The organism is Mesorhizobium sp. M0051 (assembly GCF_040323235.1).
Lineage (GTDB): Bacteria > Pseudomonadota > Alphaproteobacteria > Rhizobiales > Rhizobiaceae > Mesorhizobium.
Genome location: NZ_JAMYUT010000044.1, coordinates 26,365 through 40,344 on the forward strand (window position 1 = coordinate 26,365; position 13,980 = coordinate 40,344).

The window sequence follows — 13,980 nt, forward strand, 5'->3', positions numbered from 1 at the left end:
GACTTGATGATGGTCTAGCTAGGAACAGCTTGCCGGCAAGATCGAGGGTGCAACTCCTGCCAACGACGAGTGCAATATCTTCGCTTGCACTAATGTTTTCATGAGGTCGCTAACGCCGGTATCTTGGGAAGCCTATCCGCGGGGAATTCCAATGAGAGTAGCTGTGTTTGGCGCGGCAATCGAAATCGCTTCGAGTGCTATCGCTGCTGCCAAGGAGAAGAAGGTGGTTGTCAGTGACGCTGCCGCTCTGTGCTCTAAACAACATTCGGCCAAGAAGCCGGTGCCAGAGCTGGACTGCAGTTTGACTGGAACCGCCAAATTGCCGAACGGAGCAACACCGGAAAAGCCGCGCCTCGGATACGACACCAATCCGTGGATCGTAATTGGATTTTAGAGCCGGATTGATCTAACCGCCGGCTACAGCTTGTCCGCCAAAGCCGATGGCAACGCCCGTCAGCACCTTGCCACCAACTTGTGAGGGCAATGGGGCGGACAGGGCGCCACACGTCTGCACGGGGCTCTGAGGGCTTTGGATAGGTCATCGAAGATCGTGTACATCGAAGAGCCTGGATCGGAAGGAGGACCTTATTGCCCTGAGGTGCTTCGGTGTGGCATCCAGTCAATGCATGTTCCCACGACGAGACTGCCCGCTGCCGAGAGGTGGCGGGCATTTTAGCGAAGACTAACGGAACAAGTTCCCGCTTCTGAAGTTTTGAAGCGGGAAGCACCTCCGAGCTCCCGCAGCCCGTCTTGGGCCCACCGGGGCAAAAGGGCTCGGGGCGGGCTGTTTTGCGTCGTCAATCTGGGCGGTCAATAATGCCTTCCTTCGCTTCGGCGGAACGGCGCTTTGCACCAGCCGCACAGTGTCCGCATCGACCGTAGCGGGGCCGCCAAGGTTCACAGTCACTTGTCCTCGTCTATCCTGGTGACGTCGCCGATCAACTCGATCGGCTGGCCTTTCTTCGCCTTGGTGATCGAATGCCGGAAATTGTAGGCGTTCGGTTGGGATCGAGACGCTGACCCGATCCTCCGTGACCCGCCACCGCACGGTCGCCATGATCGCCACTCCGTCCTTGATCCCGCGAGCCATAGAACCGATTCTGGGGCGGCCGATGGCCTAGTCAAAAAGACTGCTAATATTCAGTCGCCTCTTGCCACCTAGGTTACATCAAGGAATATAATCCTTCCGTTGCGGCGACCCTTCAACGGAGATCGCCATGTTCCAGAAGACCCTCGCCGACACCTTGGCCGCCCGCGAAACGGTCCGCATCACTTGCGGCCATCCCGCGTGTTGCAAATCGACTCAGCTCGACATCCAGGCGCTGATCGATCGGTTCGGCCCAGATCATGGCTCAATGCACTGGGATCTGGTCGGGTTCTTTGTCTGTTCGGATTGCAAGGCAGATGGTCGCGATCGCCGGCCGGTGTTCTTCACCTTCGTGCCCGACTATCGAGGCCAAGACGAAGCACGCACCAGGCGTGTTTCGAAGCCGACTTTCGGCCGCAGGTGAAGGCGCTGGCGAAGGTCGGCACCTGTCAGGGGCAGCGCTGCCAATAGGTGGGGCGCCAGGCGCGCGGGACGCTTCGGCGAATTTCGATCGAACCCCGAATATGAATCTATATTCATCTATGCTAATTTAGTTAATTGGAAAGTAAAAGGGAGGTTTCGACAATGTCTACATCACGTCGTGCACTGCTTTCCCTGATGGGCGCAACTGTCGCATGCGCCGCCATTTCTGGCATTGCCTCTGCGAGAGGGGGCGGCAAGGCTGGCAAGGATGGCGCGATGGACACTGGTTCCGGCCTGGTTCCAGCGAGCGGAACCAGCCCAAAGCAAGTAAAAACTTTCAAATCTTTCCAAGGCAAGGCATGCAACCGCGATTACAAATCGGTTTGCCCAACGACGCCGATTGGCAAATGTGATCTTCAAAGCAAGATGGGGCACTTGTCACCCGCCTGTAGAACTTTCGTTGAACAGCATCGCTGAAAGCAGCAGGACCGCGTCGTCAGCGTGTTCGAGGAAATCACGCCGGAGCCAACCTTTATTGCGCTGGCCGGATGCCCTTCCCATCTCAATCCATCCGGCCGTATTCTGTGTCAAAGGCCCGCTGCTCTCCCCCGGGGCATTTTCGGCCATGTGTGCCGCTAGGCCTCGCCGGCAGCACCAGCACCACAACCGCGAATGCTGCCATCAAGAGGCCAGCCGCACATGGTGACGATGCGGCGCTACCTGACGGCGCCAGCGAACCTCGAGGCGGCGAGAGCGCTGGACAGGCTCAACAAACGAGCAAGCCCTTGAAGAGCGTCCAGCGTGCAAGCCGCTTGTTGGTCGTGTTGGATACGATGACAGCCTCGCCGAGCTTACTGCCGTCATCGAATAGCGCGCAGTTGAGCGGTGTCGATTAGGTTCTGCTTGGCGTCGAAAGCAGTTGGCGAAAGACTTGCTCGTGGATGACGATGGTAGGCGTGCTGCGGAGCAGCGCGATCTTGATCGCCTCACGGCAATGGCCCCGCAGAGCCGGAGCGACGTTTCGCGGATGACTGCGGGAGCGTGACCGCCAGTGGGAGTATCAACGCGCGGAACGATATAAACTCCCATGCATTTAGCTAGGTCGTTCAAACACTCTTTCGTCTGGGAGCTGGATCGTTGTAATCGGGAGGCTGCGATTTGGCCGACCAGAAAACCAGTGAAGTTTGCATCGTTGACCTGATACCTGCCCTGCGAGCTTTCGCGCGGACCTTCTGCCGCATTCCCGACGATGCCGACGACCTGGTGCAGGAGACGCTGACGAAGGGTCTCGCGAACATGGACAAGTTCGAGCCCGGCACGCGCATGAGTCCTGGCTCTTCACGATCATGCGCAACACCTACTACACCCACGTCAAGTTTGCTGCGAGGGAAGCGCCTGGCCTGCTTGACTGCGCTTCCTCGAGGCCGGTTTCGGAAGCGACGCAGGAATGGACTGTACAAAGCAAGGAGGTTCATGGCGCCATCCAGAGGCTGCCTGAACACCAACGCGAAGTCTTGATGCTGATAGGCGTTCTGGGCGTCAGTTATGAGGAGACAGCCGAGATATGCGGCTGCGCGGTGGGCACGGTGAAAAGCCGGCTTAACCGCGCTCGCGCGAACGCTCTCGAATTTCTTGGAGAGAGTTCGCTGCAGACATTGATGGAAAGGCGAAATCAGCTATCGGACGGTCAACGCCACTTCGAAGCGGATAGACGCTTCTAGTTGAAACTTTGCGCCAGCCTTTCCACGAGCGCACTGCATTTGACCTGCGTGCAGGGCGAGGCATACCCGCGTCTCGATATTGAGGGCGGGGGAAAGTTCAAAAAAAGAACAACTCGGCTGTCCTCTCCGACCAGGGCACGTGTCGATCACGCTCACCGAGACGGTGCTCGGATACGTCATTGGTACCGCCCTCGGCGTGGCAGCCGTCGTCTGGCTAGGGCTTAGCCGTGCATCCTCGATCCGTTCATAAAGGCGCTGAACCCCGCTTGGTGCTCGCTCCTATCTTCGTGCTCTGGCTCGGCCTCGGGCTGTGGTCGAAGGTGGCGCTATCGGTGACGCTGTGTTCTTCATCACCTTCTTCAACGCCATGCAGGGCGTGCGGGAAGTCAACCCGGTGGTGCTGGCGAACGCGCGGCCCTCGGCGCCAAGCGCTCAAGCCTGCTGACGCACGTCTACTTCCCGGCCACGGCCAGCTGGATCCTATCGTTGCTGCGCACCTCGGTCGATTTCGCGGTGGTCGGCGTGATCATCGGCGAATACCTTGGCGCCTCCGCCGGCCTTGGCTGTCTGATTGCCCAGGCGGAAGGCAATTTCGATGCGGTCGGTGTCTTCGCCGGCATTATAATCCTCGCGATTTTTGTGCTGATCATCAACCGCACCCGCGACATCGCCGAGGCCCGTCTGATCCAGTGGAGCCCGCATTCGACCGAGAGCCGGGCCACCTGACGGCGGTCGGCAATGATGCCGGCCGGCGACCAAGGTGACGACTGTACTGAGGCTAGCCGGCCGCTTGTTGCCGCGAGCGTCTGAGCCTGACCTGATCGCTCCAAGGACCCGGCAAATTAGTAACTTGAGTGACCGTCAGGTCAAACGACCGAACCACGCCGCGGTCATTTGCGGAGAATGGCAATGCCGGCATGCTTTACGGGTCGAGCTTGCTCGGCCACGTCGACTTCCCCGCGTCCAAGGTGCTTCGGCCGAGCGACGGGCCCACTCAGCCGCCGCAGCTTCGTTGCCTACCATTTTAGCAGGTGCTAAGCTTTGCTACGGCTTCTTGCATCCTCAACAAGAATGCCGTAGCGGCTGACGCGGCAATGCTCACCGGCACCTGCGTCGGCCGTTCACCTTGCGGCTGAATGCCACCCGGCGGCCTAAACGGCCTGTCCTGTAATCTGGCCGGAGCCCAAAGGCGGCGGACTCCCTTCTCTGTTACCAACTGCGTGCTCGGTGACGGGGTTTCATTTTCGGTCAAGCCATTCCACGGTTTCGACGATCGGTTTTGCCACGGCCTCGCCTCTGCGAACCTGGTTCCGGTTTACAGCGCAGTGTCAGGCACAAACTGGCAATCCCGATTATCCGTCGAGAAACCGCCTGCCGGGCTTGTCAGCGAGTCGGGGCGCGATAATTTTTGTTGGGAGGGGATCTTCAATCCACAGGAGACGACCATGAAACATCAAACCTTAAATCAACTGCAGACAATCGCAGAGGTGGAACCCTTGTCGACCTACCCGATCATGACCCGGCAACAGCGCATCGAGCGCTGGGCAGAGCTGCTTGCAGAACATCCGGAGCGACGCCTGAGAGCCCTGATCGGCACCGAACGTCTGAAGCGGAAAGACCGCGACGCAGTACGGTGTGAGGGCTCGCCAATCACAGTGGCTTTCGAGGATTCAGTGCTGCGTGCGTTGGGCCTGAAAGATGACACCTATGGGGAAGCAAAGCGCTTCTTCGAACTGACCGACTGGCAATTGCACGACGTGGTCTGTAGTTGTCATGTCGGGAGTATGATGACAGGGCAATGGGCTGCTGCAAGAGTCCGCCGGACAATCGGTGGCAACAGATTTCTGAATTGGCTCAGACAGAGAATGCGGCACTGAGGTCGGTAAGACTGCGACACTTATTTCGGAGAGCGGCATTCCTTCGTCCTGCGTGCTTTGCGAAAACTTTCAGCAGCCTCGTTATCTCGTCGCGGGAACCCGCCCACCCTAAGTCGCCCGGCTCCGCATCGGCCCGCCGCTCTCCCTCGATGCAGCGGGCCTTGGTGTTAGGCGCCAGTTCGGCTCGCCGCTCAGTTGACTTCACATCAAAAACGACGATGCGATCGTTGACCTTTGACCCGTCGAAATGGGCAGTCAATGCGCGGTACGCAACAGCGGTCGCCGAAGCCAGGAAGACGTTGGCATGGCCGCAACCTGTTCGACCGGCCGCGGGTCGTAGTCCAATTAAAGGCCGCAAGGATCAACTTGTGCGGATTGTGTTTGCCTTGCCGTGATCAATCTTCGTCAACCGCGATCTGGCCTCTACCACGCGCCGTTGCGCCGCCCGTATCCTGTTGCAGAGCGCGATATTGATGCCGACGCCGCAGTTTTCATCCAGCATCTCGTTGGCATTTTCGAGGGCAAGCTCCTCTCGGTTAAGTCGCTGTCGGGCTCGCGCCAGTTCCATATCCAAAAATTTCATTATTCCGCGTCCATTACGGTCCCTTCGATTGGTAAACCACTTGCGATTGCCTTTGGTTCCCTGCTGTTCGTGAGAAGCCCTGACGGCCCTGGGCCTCACTGTCCAATCGTCGGCCCTGTCGTGCCGACAAGATCTCGACGATCCCCGCCGGTCGAGCAGGAGGTCATTATCTGTAGCGAGCCCTTGGCGTCCCTACTCGTGCGCGCCCGATATCGGCCGAAGCGCGGCTGCGTGTTTAGCGCCGCAGTCAGTAAACGCTCGGCGACGCCAGTAATGCAGCAATGACAAAACGAATGCGGGCGGGGTATCTAACGCGCGTGACTTCGCCTCCTACGCTCACTACTGCGTGCATTTCGACGAGCAAGTCTAAGTTCAGCAAGGGTTGGTCTCCACCAGCCTCTGAAGCGTTCGCTCGGCCCGGCGGCTGACCGAGCAGGCCAAGTGCTCACAAGTTCGGCCAGGGTTGCCGAACGCCACTTGCCCCAAACGAAATCACCTGTCGCAGGCATCGCATGGGGATAGAAGGTGGCTGCGTCAGACAGCTCAACGAGTTCACCGGAAATTTCAGTGAATACGACTATCCCGTACTGCATGGTTGCGACGGCGCGGCCCAAAGTAGGCAGATCCTGAAGTGGCAAAGGGTAGCGATGGCGCTTACGTTCACTAGCCCGCTGTTGTGCGGCCTTATAGGCTGCCGTGTTTCTGGTTGCCGCAAGTCGCCGTTTCCTTTCCTCCGGTTCGGCGTGCTGCGCAGCCTGTTCGATGTGTGGCCATCGACGCCGGAGCGTCTCATATGAGCGGAATGGAACTCTCCAGGCCCGCAACTCATCGTCCCAACTCGCCCACGGGACAGCATGCAGTTCTTTAACTACCGTCTTGGAATAGGGCGTGCGAATGCGCAGGTCATCCGCGATTTCCAGATACCGGCTCGATATCGGGTCGAAGGCGAAGGCATCTCGTCCCTTGCTCTCGTCATGGGGCGCCCGCAATGCCGCCTCTTGCTCCAGCCAGCGGTCGATCCGCCGGGCCGCTGTCTTACCGGGCACGAACCAGCTCTTGCGCTCGTCGCTCCACCTGGCACGCGGAAAAGCTTGCTGAAACCGCTCGACCGCCATTCGATCGTACGCAAAGCCGACTTCGGCACCAATTGCATCCTGTTTGTGCGGCGCAGGACGAGCGTTGGGGTCCGTCATCGTAAAATCAACCGAGTTCGCTGCATGCGAACGCGGCGCAGGGCCAAAGGTTCATCAGCCGGGCAAGTCCGCAGGAATATGGCGCTATGATGCCAACGCCCAAGACGTGGGTGAAACTTTCCCCACGCTTGGCAGTTTAAGCAGGGTCCGGAGGATCCACGATGTCATGCGGCTAGAGCCGAGCGGTCGCAAAGGCTAGTTCGCGTCCCACAAAGGGGACGCAGAGGCGAGACATGTTATCGAGACACATGATCTGTCACCAGCGCAGGCGCGGGAGTCGGTACGTCGCTACGGAATGACTGGCGAAAGATTGACGAGGCCGCCAAGCCCTACAAAGACCACTGAGGATCAACAACCAAGTCTTTCTTGCTCTCCAAGAGTTTGTCGAGAACTCGGATGATTCGCATCGCAACCTTCAACCTGAACGGCGTGAACGGTCGCCTGCCCGTGCTCATCAAGTGGCTGGGTCAGAACGACCACGACATCGTGTGTCTTCAGGAATTGAAGACCTCGGACGAGAAATTTCCCGCCGAAGCCATCAGGAACGCCGGTTACGGCGCGATCTGGCACGGGCAAAAGTCCTACAATGGTGTGGCCATACTCGCCCGGGGGAGGGAGCCGGTGGAACGTCGACGCGGCCTGCCAGGCGATCCCGACGATACCCACAGTCGGTATATCGAGGCCGAGGTGGATGGAATTGTGGTCGGCTGCCTCTATCTGCCCAACGGCAATCCAGCGCCCGGCCCGAAATTCGACTATAAGCTCCGCTGGTTCGACCGTCTGATCAGCTACGGTAAGCTACTGCTCAGGGAAGGTGTCGCGAGCGTTCTCTGCGGCGACTACAACGTCGTGCCAACGCCGATCGATGCCGTGGTACCAAAGCGTTGGCTAGGCGATGCAGTCTACTTTCCGGAGAGCCGGCAAGCCTACGCTGAAATGCTTGGTAACGGCTGGATCGATGCCGTTCGTCGCATCCATCCGGAAAAAGGCATCTACACCTATTGGAACTTCTCCTACCGGGGCGGTTATGATCGGAGTTCCGGCCTCCGGATGGACCATCTCCTCGTCAGCCCATCACTTTCGAACAGGCTACGTGATGCCGGCGTGGAAGCTGACGTGCGAGGTTGGGAAAAGCCGAGTGATCATGCGCCAGCCTGGATAGAACTCGACCTCTCCGCCCAGGTTGCGGGTCATGTCAATAGTGAGGCTGGATGATCGTCGCTCCCGGAAGCGAAGGGTTTCTTTGACATCGCGGCGCGGACCACGGCCATCCGGCAAAAGGAACAAAATGCGGGGCCGCTAGTTGAGATTTGTTGAGACCAGAGCGGCGGCGTCCTTACTGCTCTATCTGGCCCTTACAACGAGGATAGCAGTGGGTATTCTTGAAAGCGTGAAGAAGGCGGCCGAGCTAGCGACGGGTATTGGGCGACCGAGAACGCAAGAACTCGCCGAACTGGTGAGGTTGAAGAAACCACTCGAATTTCGGTTCAAGGACGATGGCCTCGTGCCGAACCATCCGTTCTGGCCATTTGTCATCTATCGTGGCGCCGTGAAGCCGATGGAGCAATTCGACTTCGCGGCCGTGCTGGAAGAGCTTTTCGAGGCGAATGGCTGGCGTGACAGCTGGCGTGACGGCATCTATCACCACGTTCATTACCATTCCCGCATACACGAGGTGCTTGGGGTTGCGCGCGGAACCGGCAGGGTTCGGTTCGGCGGCAAAAGGGGCCGGATATTATCCTTGAAGGCTGGCGACGTGGCCGTTCTACCGGCCGGCACCGGACACCAATGCCTCGGCGAGAGTGATGACTTTCTGGTGGTCGGTGCTTATCCGGCATCGGGGACTTATGACGAATGCACGACAGCCCAGGAACATGAGCGGGCATTGCAAACGATTCCCAAGGTTGGCCGTCCCCGGAAGGATCCAGTCTATGGGAGCAAAGGCCCGCTGCTGTCAGTATGGCCGAAATGACGACGACATGGCCCCGGCGGTCGCGCCGGGACCATTGAAACCCGTCTCAATTCAAGCCGCTTTCAGCTCGGCCGCCCGGTCGTTCACGCCGGCTTCGCCCAGAGACGTCAGGGCCTTATCTGTAGCTTTCTCTTCCTCGAGGGTCGCGCTCAGAAGTTCAACGATATCGTCCTTGCCAAGCGAGGTAGCCCACGCAATTAAAGTGCCGTAGCGCGCGATCTCGTAGTGCTCGACAGCCTGCGCGGCGCCGACGAGCCCGGCGTCAAGCGACTTCGAACCCTCATACTCCTCGAGAATTTCGGATCCCTCCTCGAGAATGCCGTCGATGGCCGGGCAGGTTTTCCCGCGCGCAGCCGCGCCGAGGATTTCGAAAACCTCCTCAAGCCGTTCCACCTGGGCTTCGGTTTCGGAACGATGCTTTTCGAAGGCTGCGGTGACCTGCCCGTCGTCCGCGCCCTTGGCCATCTTCGGCAAGGCCTTCAGAATTTTTTTCTCGGCGTAGTAGAGATCTTTGAGACCGTCGAGGAACAGATCCTCAAGGCTCTTGGTCTTCGCACTTGCCTTCTTAGTGGTTGCCATCGCTGTGTGCTCCTTGTTGGCTTGTTTCGCGTCGTGGGCATTTTCTAACTCGGAGAGAAGCTGGCAGTTCCCTTGCTGTCCAATTAAATGAGTCGTCCATGACACTTCGGCGCCAGTTCGGCTTTTGGCCGTATCCGTCGTTTTCCACGCCGTTGTCAGCGCGAGGAGGGCGATGCCGATGTCTTCGATTTCCGCGCCCAACTCGGCCTATGCGCTGGCGGCGAGGCCGGTGAATGGCGGCAACCCTTCGCATCGCATTCGAAGTCTCCTGCGCGAACAAGATTTGGCCAGTCCAGAGCATGTAACGTTGGGCCTGAGGTGGCGATGAGGCCCTTCCGTCGCACTTCCTGAAGCATTCTGTTCACGTGGACCGTGGATAAACCCAGCGCATCTCCAAGCGCCGCCTGCGTAATCGGAATGTCGGCTATGTGGTCCTTGATGCGTCCTACCGAACGCAAGCGGTAGATCAGTTCACAAAGGATGTGAGCCATACGCGTGAAAGCCTCGCGCCTTCCGACATTGGTGACCCATTCCCTGTATATGGCCGCGTCGATCAGCGTCGAGCGCCAGAACGCGGTCGCGATGCGGGGGTGCTGTTCGCAAATGGCGCGCAGAGCATCGTGGCGCATGAAGCCTAACCGGGTCGGTATGAGCGTCGAAAAAGTGCAATCTATCACCGAGAGGTGCAAACTGTGCAGATCCGGGAGGTCGCCAGCCACGAGGGCAAGAAGCGCCGTAAAGGGGCCTATGCCATCGGCGACTTGGTCCAAGACGTCAGATGATGGCCTGGCGCCTGCATTACTGGTCGTTGCAATAGGCTTGGGTCTTCGGACTGGCAGCCGCCGGCCTAGGTTAGACGGTCGCGACAGATGGTCCACAGAAGGGGAGGCACGGTCTGGACCAAAAGACCCCATCGGGAACAAAGGCGCGGCTAGGAGCTTATGGGATTGGCCGCTCCATTCGCGGCAGCAAGATCGGAGAAGATCATGAAGAGGACTTGGAAGAAGCCCGTCATATGCGAAGTCGCGGCGGGCATGGAAATATCCCGCTATCTGCCTGCCGAAATCAAGAAGAAATGACGCACCGGCGGGTTCGGCATCGGCTGTGCTCGCTTGGTTGCCTGACACTGGTGCAATAGCAACTGGAGTTCGTCACGGCGTGTGGATTAGGATAATTGGATCCGCAGCGGGTGGCGGTTTTCCCCAGTGGAACGCCAACGACCGGCTCAACAGGGCGGCGCGAGCGGGCGCTACCGGCGTCCGCGCGCGCCGTCAGACCAGTGTCGCGGCATCCTCAGACGGGCGACGGTGGATTCTTTTCAACGCGTCTCCAGACATCCGCCAGCAGATCGCGGATAATACGGAACTCCAGCCGCATTCGAATATGTCGGCCCGTGCCACGCCGATGGCCGCCGTGGTCGTGACCGGCGCCGAGGTCGACCAGATTGCGGGGCTCCTCAGCTTGCGCGAGCGACAATCCTTTGCCCTCTATGCAACCGAGCAGGTCCTTGCGGTCATCGCCTCCAATTCGATTTTCGATGTCCTCGATGCTCGGATTGTTTCGCGCCGCCGCCTTCCCGCTGAAGGCGTCGTCGATCTTCGCGATGCTGGGGGGGCGGAAATCGGCGTCCGCATCGAGGTCTTTCCCGTTCCCGGCAAGGTGGCGCTCTTTCTTGAAGATAACGGCCGACACGAGCTCCGTCACGCCGATGGCGGAACCATAGGGGTTCGCCTGATGGAAGGAAGCCGTTCGTTGCTCTTCGTCCCCGGCTGTACAGCCGTCGATGAAACATTGCAGCAACGGATTGCCGGCGCCGACATGCTTCTCCTCGACGGTACGGTATTCACGAACGACGAGCTCATTACGGGCGGTGTTGGCGTGAAGACCGGAGCGCGCATGGGGCACATCGCGATGTCCGGGCCTGACGGTGCGATCGCACGTCTGAAGGATATACCGGTCGGTCGCCGCATCTTCATTCATATCAACAACACAAATCCAGTTTTGGACGAGACATCTCCTGAGCACTTGGCCGTGCGCGCGGCCGGATGGGAAATTGCGCAAGACCGGATGGAGCTCGTGCTGTGACCGATTTTTCCGATGTGGTCGGCAGCGGTCTTGACGCGCAAAATCTGCGCGCCGTACTTCTGCAAGTCGGTCACGAGCGCTATCACAACCGACACCCCTACCATCGCAGAATGGTGGAGGGAGCGATGTCAAAGGCCGAACTGCAAGCGTGGGCGCTCAACCGCTATTGCTATCAGGAGGCAATCCCGCGCAAGGATGCCATCATCCTCTCCCATGCCGAGGATCCGGCATTCAGGGCCGTATGGCGTCAGCGCATCGAGGACCATGACGGCAAGGACGGCCGGAGCGGCGGCATTGCGCGCTGGCTGCATCTCGCGACCTCGCTCGGTCTTTTGCCGGAAGAGGTGAAAAGCCAACGGCTTGCGCTGCCTGCAACGCGCTTCGCGGTGGAAGCGTATGTCAATTTCTGCGCCTCCCATACCCTGCTCGAGGCAGTGGGGTCTTCCCTCACGGAACTTTTCTCGCCCGATATTATCGCCGAACGCGTGCCAGCCTTGCTGGCTCGGTACGACTTCGTCACCACCGACGCGCTCGCCTATTTCGACCGACGGCCAGACCAGGCCGCGCGCGATTCCGAATTCGCGCTGGACTACGTGCTTCGCCACGCCGACACGGCAGAACGCCAGCAGAAAGTTGTCAATTCCCTGGTTTTCAAATGCGATGTGCTTTGGGCGATGCTCGATGCACTCGACTACGCCTACGGGCGCGAGGGGATTGTGCCCCCTGGCTGCTTTCGTCCGGAGGCGATAAGATGACGGTGGACCGCCCAAGAGCGTTTGTATCGCGGCAATCTCTCCCGCGACTCGCGCCCTATGTACGCCTGCGCTTTGATCCGGTCCGGCATGCTTGGGCGGTGCTGTCTCCCGAGCGCGTTTTCTGGCCGGACGCAATCGGGCTGGACATCTTGCAGCGCTGTGACGGCAAGACGCCGTTCAGTGTTATGGTGATGTCTCTTGCTTTGGAATACGACGCCGACGGCGGGGAGATCGACCGTGACGTCGGCGCGTTTCTGCAACAATGGGCCGACCGGCTTTTGGTGCGGCTGTGACGGAGGTGCCGCTCCCACCCATCGCCATGCTGGCGGAGTTGACGCATCGCTGTCCTCTGCAGTGCCCCTACTGTTCCAATCCCCTCGATTTGCTAAAAGCCGACCGCGAAATGGCGACGGAATGCTGGCTCGACCTCTTCCAGCAAGCAGCGGATATGGGTGTTCTCCAGGTGCATCTTTCGGGTGGCGAGCCGATGCTGCGCCGGGATCTCGAACAATTTGTTTCGGCACTTGCGCATGCCGGTGTTTACACCAACCTCATCACCTCTGGTGTTGGCCTTGCCGGGGCCCGGCTGGAAGCACTTGCAGGTGCTGGACTGGACCATGTCCAGGTGAGTTTTCAGGGAGCCAACGCCGAAACGACCGCGCGCATCGGACGCCATTCCGGGGCTCACGCGAACAAGCTTGCTGCCGCCCGGCAGGCGCGGGAACTCGGGTTGGCGCTTACGATCAATGCGCCGATCCATCGGCACAACATCGCGCAAGTTCCGGACTACATCGAGCTGGCGCTCTCGCTTGGCGCCCAGCGGTTGGAGATCGCCAATATACAATATGCCGGTTGGGCGCTGCTCAATCGTCGTCATCTGCTGCCCGATCGCGCCTCGATAGAGCATCAGGCCGCGACTGTGGAGGAGGCACGGGCACGACTTGTCGGCGTGTTGGAGATCGATTTTGTCCTGGCCGACCATTTTGCCACATATCCCAAGCCCTGCATGGGTGGTTGGGGACGCGATGCTTTCGTCATCGCACCGGACGGCGCCGTGCTGCCATGTCATGCGGCAGCGACCATTCCATCACTGCGCTTCGAGCGCTTCGGCTCGCGGCCGCTGGCCGATATCTGGCGGGACTCACCGGCATTCGAGGCCTTCCGCGGAACGAACTGGATGCTTGAGCCTTGCCGCAGCTGCGAGCGGCGTGAATTTGATTGGGGTGGCTGCCGTTGCCAGGCGCTGGCGCTGGCGGGCGATGCGGCTGCGACTGATCCCGCATGTGTCAGGTCGCCCCTCCATGCCGCGATTGCTACGCTGGTTGAGGAGGCCCTTTCGACATCCGAAGGCACCGGAGGAGACCTCATCGCGCCCTACGCCTTTCGCCGCATCGCCAGCGCTTAAGCTCTTATCGTACGTTCACAGCTGTGTCTGATCAGCCAGTTGCCACGAGGCATGACGATCCAGTGGAACCTTTTCGTTGGCCGGGAATTAATCCAACTCCCCGAATGTTCAGGGCCCGCCGTGCAGTTCCCTCGGTACAAGGATTGCTGGATGCACGACGACGGAGTCTCGGGGGGGGGGGGGGGGGGGGGGGGGGGGGGGGGGGGGGGGGGGGGGGGGGGGGGTGTGTTTGTGGGTTTGGTGTGGGGGCGCGGCCGCCCCCCCCGCCGCGGGGGGGGGGGGGGCGCCGCCCGACCGCCC

Annotated in this window: 15 protein-coding genes and 2 pseudogenes; 13 read left to right on the forward strand and 4 right to left on the reverse strand. The window is 59.9% G+C overall.

Annotated features, from left to right (window positions below):
- Positions 1–151 precede the first annotated feature (151 nt).
- From NKJ90_RS30505 to NKJ90_RS30530, 6 genes and pseudogenes are all read left to right on the forward strand, one after another.
- Positions 152–394 carry a hypothetical protein gene (locus NKJ90_RS30505; RefSeq protein WP_352487525.1) on the forward strand — a complete coding sequence of 81 codons (243 nt, stop codon included), beginning with the start codon at positions 152–154 and terminating at the stop codon, positions 392–394.
- 823 nt (positions 395–1,217) lie between these two features.
- Positions 1,218–1,511: a hypothetical protein gene (locus tag NKJ90_RS30510; RefSeq protein WP_352487526.1), complete on the forward strand. Its 294-nt coding sequence runs from the start codon at positions 1,218–1,220 to the stop codon at positions 1,509–1,511.
- Positions 1,512–1,672: 161 nt separating this feature from the next.
- A complete protein-coding gene (locus tag NKJ90_RS30515; RefSeq protein ID WP_352487527.1) occupies positions 1,673–1,987 on the forward strand; it encodes a hypothetical protein in 315 nt (104 codons plus the stop codon).
- A gap of 681 nt (positions 1,988–2,668) precedes the next feature.
- Positions 2,669–3,231: pseudogene (locus NKJ90_RS30520) on the forward strand (sigma-70 family RNA polymerase sigma factor).
- Positions 3,232–3,367: 136 nt separating this feature from the next.
- Positions 3,368–3,957, forward strand: a pseudogene (locus NKJ90_RS30525) (ABC transporter permease); the annotation flags it as partial.
- Between the two features lie 719 nt (positions 3,958–4,676).
- Positions 4,677–5,108 (forward strand): hypothetical protein, encoded by a 432-nt coding sequence (locus tag NKJ90_RS30530; protein ID WP_023758462.1) that lies wholly within the window; start codon positions 4,677–4,679, stop codon positions 5,106–5,108.
- A gap of 361 nt (positions 5,109–5,469) precedes the next feature.
- On the opposite strand, the gene NKJ90_RS30535 is transcribed toward NKJ90_RS30530, so the two are convergent.
- Positions 5,470–5,691 carry a hypothetical protein gene (locus NKJ90_RS30535; protein ID WP_352487528.1) on the reverse strand — a complete coding sequence of 74 codons (222 nt, stop codon included), beginning with the start codon at positions 5,689–5,691 and terminating at the stop codon, positions 5,470–5,472.
- A 308-nt stretch (positions 5,692–5,999) separates the two neighbouring features.
- Positions 6,000–6,884, reverse strand: coding sequence for a hypothetical protein (locus tag NKJ90_RS30540; protein WP_352487529.1), 885 nt, complete (start codon positions 6,882–6,884; stop codon positions 6,000–6,002).
- Positions 6,885–7,280: 396 nt separating this feature from the next.
- On the opposite strand from NKJ90_RS30540, the gene xth reads away from it, so the two are divergent.
- Together xth and NKJ90_RS30550 are read left to right on the forward strand one after the other, a co-directional pair.
- Complete coding sequence (gene xth / locus NKJ90_RS30545) at positions 7,281–8,099, forward strand: exodeoxyribonuclease III (protein WP_352487530.1); 819 nt, start codon at positions 7,281–7,283, stop codon at positions 8,097–8,099.
- A 157-nt stretch (positions 8,100–8,256) separates the two neighbouring features.
- On the forward strand, positions 8,257–8,856 hold the full coding sequence (locus NKJ90_RS30550; protein ID WP_352487531.1) for a cupin domain-containing protein: 600 nt from the start codon (positions 8,257–8,259) through the stop codon (positions 8,854–8,856).
- 51 nt (positions 8,857–8,907) lie between these two features.
- Here the strand turns inward: NKJ90_RS30550 and NKJ90_RS30555 are convergent, their stop codons facing one another.
- Positions 8,908–9,435, reverse strand: coding sequence for a YciE/YciF ferroxidase family protein (locus tag NKJ90_RS30555; protein WP_352487536.1), 528 nt, complete (start codon positions 9,433–9,435; stop codon positions 8,908–8,910).
- A 155-nt stretch (positions 9,436–9,590) separates the two neighbouring features.
- Positions 9,591–10,349 (reverse strand): Crp/Fnr family transcriptional regulator, encoded by a 759-nt coding sequence (locus NKJ90_RS30560; RefSeq protein WP_352487537.1) that lies wholly within the window; start codon positions 10,347–10,349, stop codon positions 9,591–9,593.
- Between the two features lie 72 nt (positions 10,350–10,421).
- Here NKJ90_RS30560 and pqqA point away from each other — a divergent pair, with 72 nt between their 5' ends.
- From pqqA to pqqE, 5 genes are all read left to right on the forward strand, one after another.
- Positions 10,422–10,514: a pyrroloquinoline quinone precursor peptide PqqA gene (gene pqqA / locus NKJ90_RS30565; protein WP_156938501.1), complete on the forward strand. Its 93-nt coding sequence runs from the start codon at positions 10,422–10,424 to the stop codon at positions 10,512–10,514.
- Between the two features lie 79 nt (positions 10,515–10,593).
- Positions 10,594–11,520 (forward strand): pyrroloquinoline quinone biosynthesis protein PqqB, encoded by a 927-nt coding sequence (pqqB, locus tag NKJ90_RS30570; protein WP_352487532.1) that lies wholly within the window; start codon positions 10,594–10,596, stop codon positions 11,518–11,520.
- Complete coding sequence (pqqC, locus tag NKJ90_RS30575) at positions 11,517–12,275, forward strand: pyrroloquinoline-quinone synthase PqqC (RefSeq protein WP_352487534.1); 759 nt, start codon at positions 11,517–11,519, stop codon at positions 12,273–12,275. Before pqqB ends, pqqC begins: the two co-directional genes overlap by 4 nt.
- Positions 12,272–12,568 carry a pyrroloquinoline quinone biosynthesis peptide chaperone PqqD gene (gene pqqD, locus NKJ90_RS30580; protein ID WP_023758472.1) on the forward strand — a complete coding sequence of 99 codons (297 nt, stop codon included), beginning with the start codon at positions 12,272–12,274 and terminating at the stop codon, positions 12,566–12,568. Before pqqC ends, pqqD begins: the two co-directional genes overlap by 4 nt.
- Positions 12,538–13,680: a pyrroloquinoline quinone biosynthesis protein PqqE gene (gene pqqE, locus NKJ90_RS30585; RefSeq protein WP_050589501.1), complete on the forward strand. Its 1,143-nt coding sequence runs from the start codon at positions 12,538–12,540 to the stop codon at positions 13,678–13,680. Before pqqD ends, pqqE begins: the two co-directional genes overlap by 31 nt.
- Positions 13,681–13,980 lie beyond the last annotated feature (300 nt).

Coding starts and splice junctions, on each gene's coding strand:
- NKJ90_RS30540 (WP_352487529.1), bottom strand. CDS start 6,884: ATGACGGACCCCAACGCTCGTCCTGCGCCGCACAAACAGGATGCAATT.
- NKJ90_RS30515 (WP_352487527.1), top strand. CDS start 1,673: ATGTCTACATCACGTCGTGCACTGCTTTCCCTGATGGGCGCAACTGTC.
- NKJ90_RS30530 (WP_023758462.1), top strand. CDS start 4,677: ATGAAACATCAAACCTTAAATCAACTGCAGACAATCGCAGAGGTGGAA.
- NKJ90_RS30560 (WP_352487537.1), bottom strand. CDS start 10,349: ATGGGGTCTTTTGGTCCAGACCGTGCCTCCCCTTCTGTGGACCATCTG.
- pqqD (WP_023758472.1), top strand. CDS start 12,272: ATGACGGTGGACCGCCCAAGAGCGTTTGTATCGCGGCAATCTCTCCCG.
- pqqA (WP_156938501.1), top strand. CDS start 10,422: ATGAAGAGGACTTGGAAGAAGCCCGTCATATGCGAAGTCGCGGCGGGC.
- xth (WP_352487530.1), top strand. CDS start 7,281: ATGATTCGCATCGCAACCTTCAACCTGAACGGCGTGAACGGTCGCCTG.
- NKJ90_RS30505 (WP_352487525.1), top strand. CDS start 152: ATGAGAGTAGCTGTGTTTGGCGCGGCAATCGAAATCGCTTCGAGTGCT.
- pqqE (WP_050589501.1), top strand. CDS start 12,538: ATGGGCCGACCGGCTTTTGGTGCGGCTGTGACGGAGGTGCCGCTCCCA.
- NKJ90_RS30535 (WP_352487528.1), bottom strand. CDS start 5,691: ATGAAATTTTTGGATATGGAACTGGCGCGAGCCCGACAGCGACTTAAC.
- NKJ90_RS30510 (WP_352487526.1), top strand. CDS start 1,218: ATGTTCCAGAAGACCCTCGCCGACACCTTGGCCGCCCGCGAAACGGTC.
- NKJ90_RS30555 (WP_352487536.1), bottom strand. CDS start 9,435: ATGGCAACCACTAAGAAGGCAAGTGCGAAGACCAAGAGCCTTGAGGAT.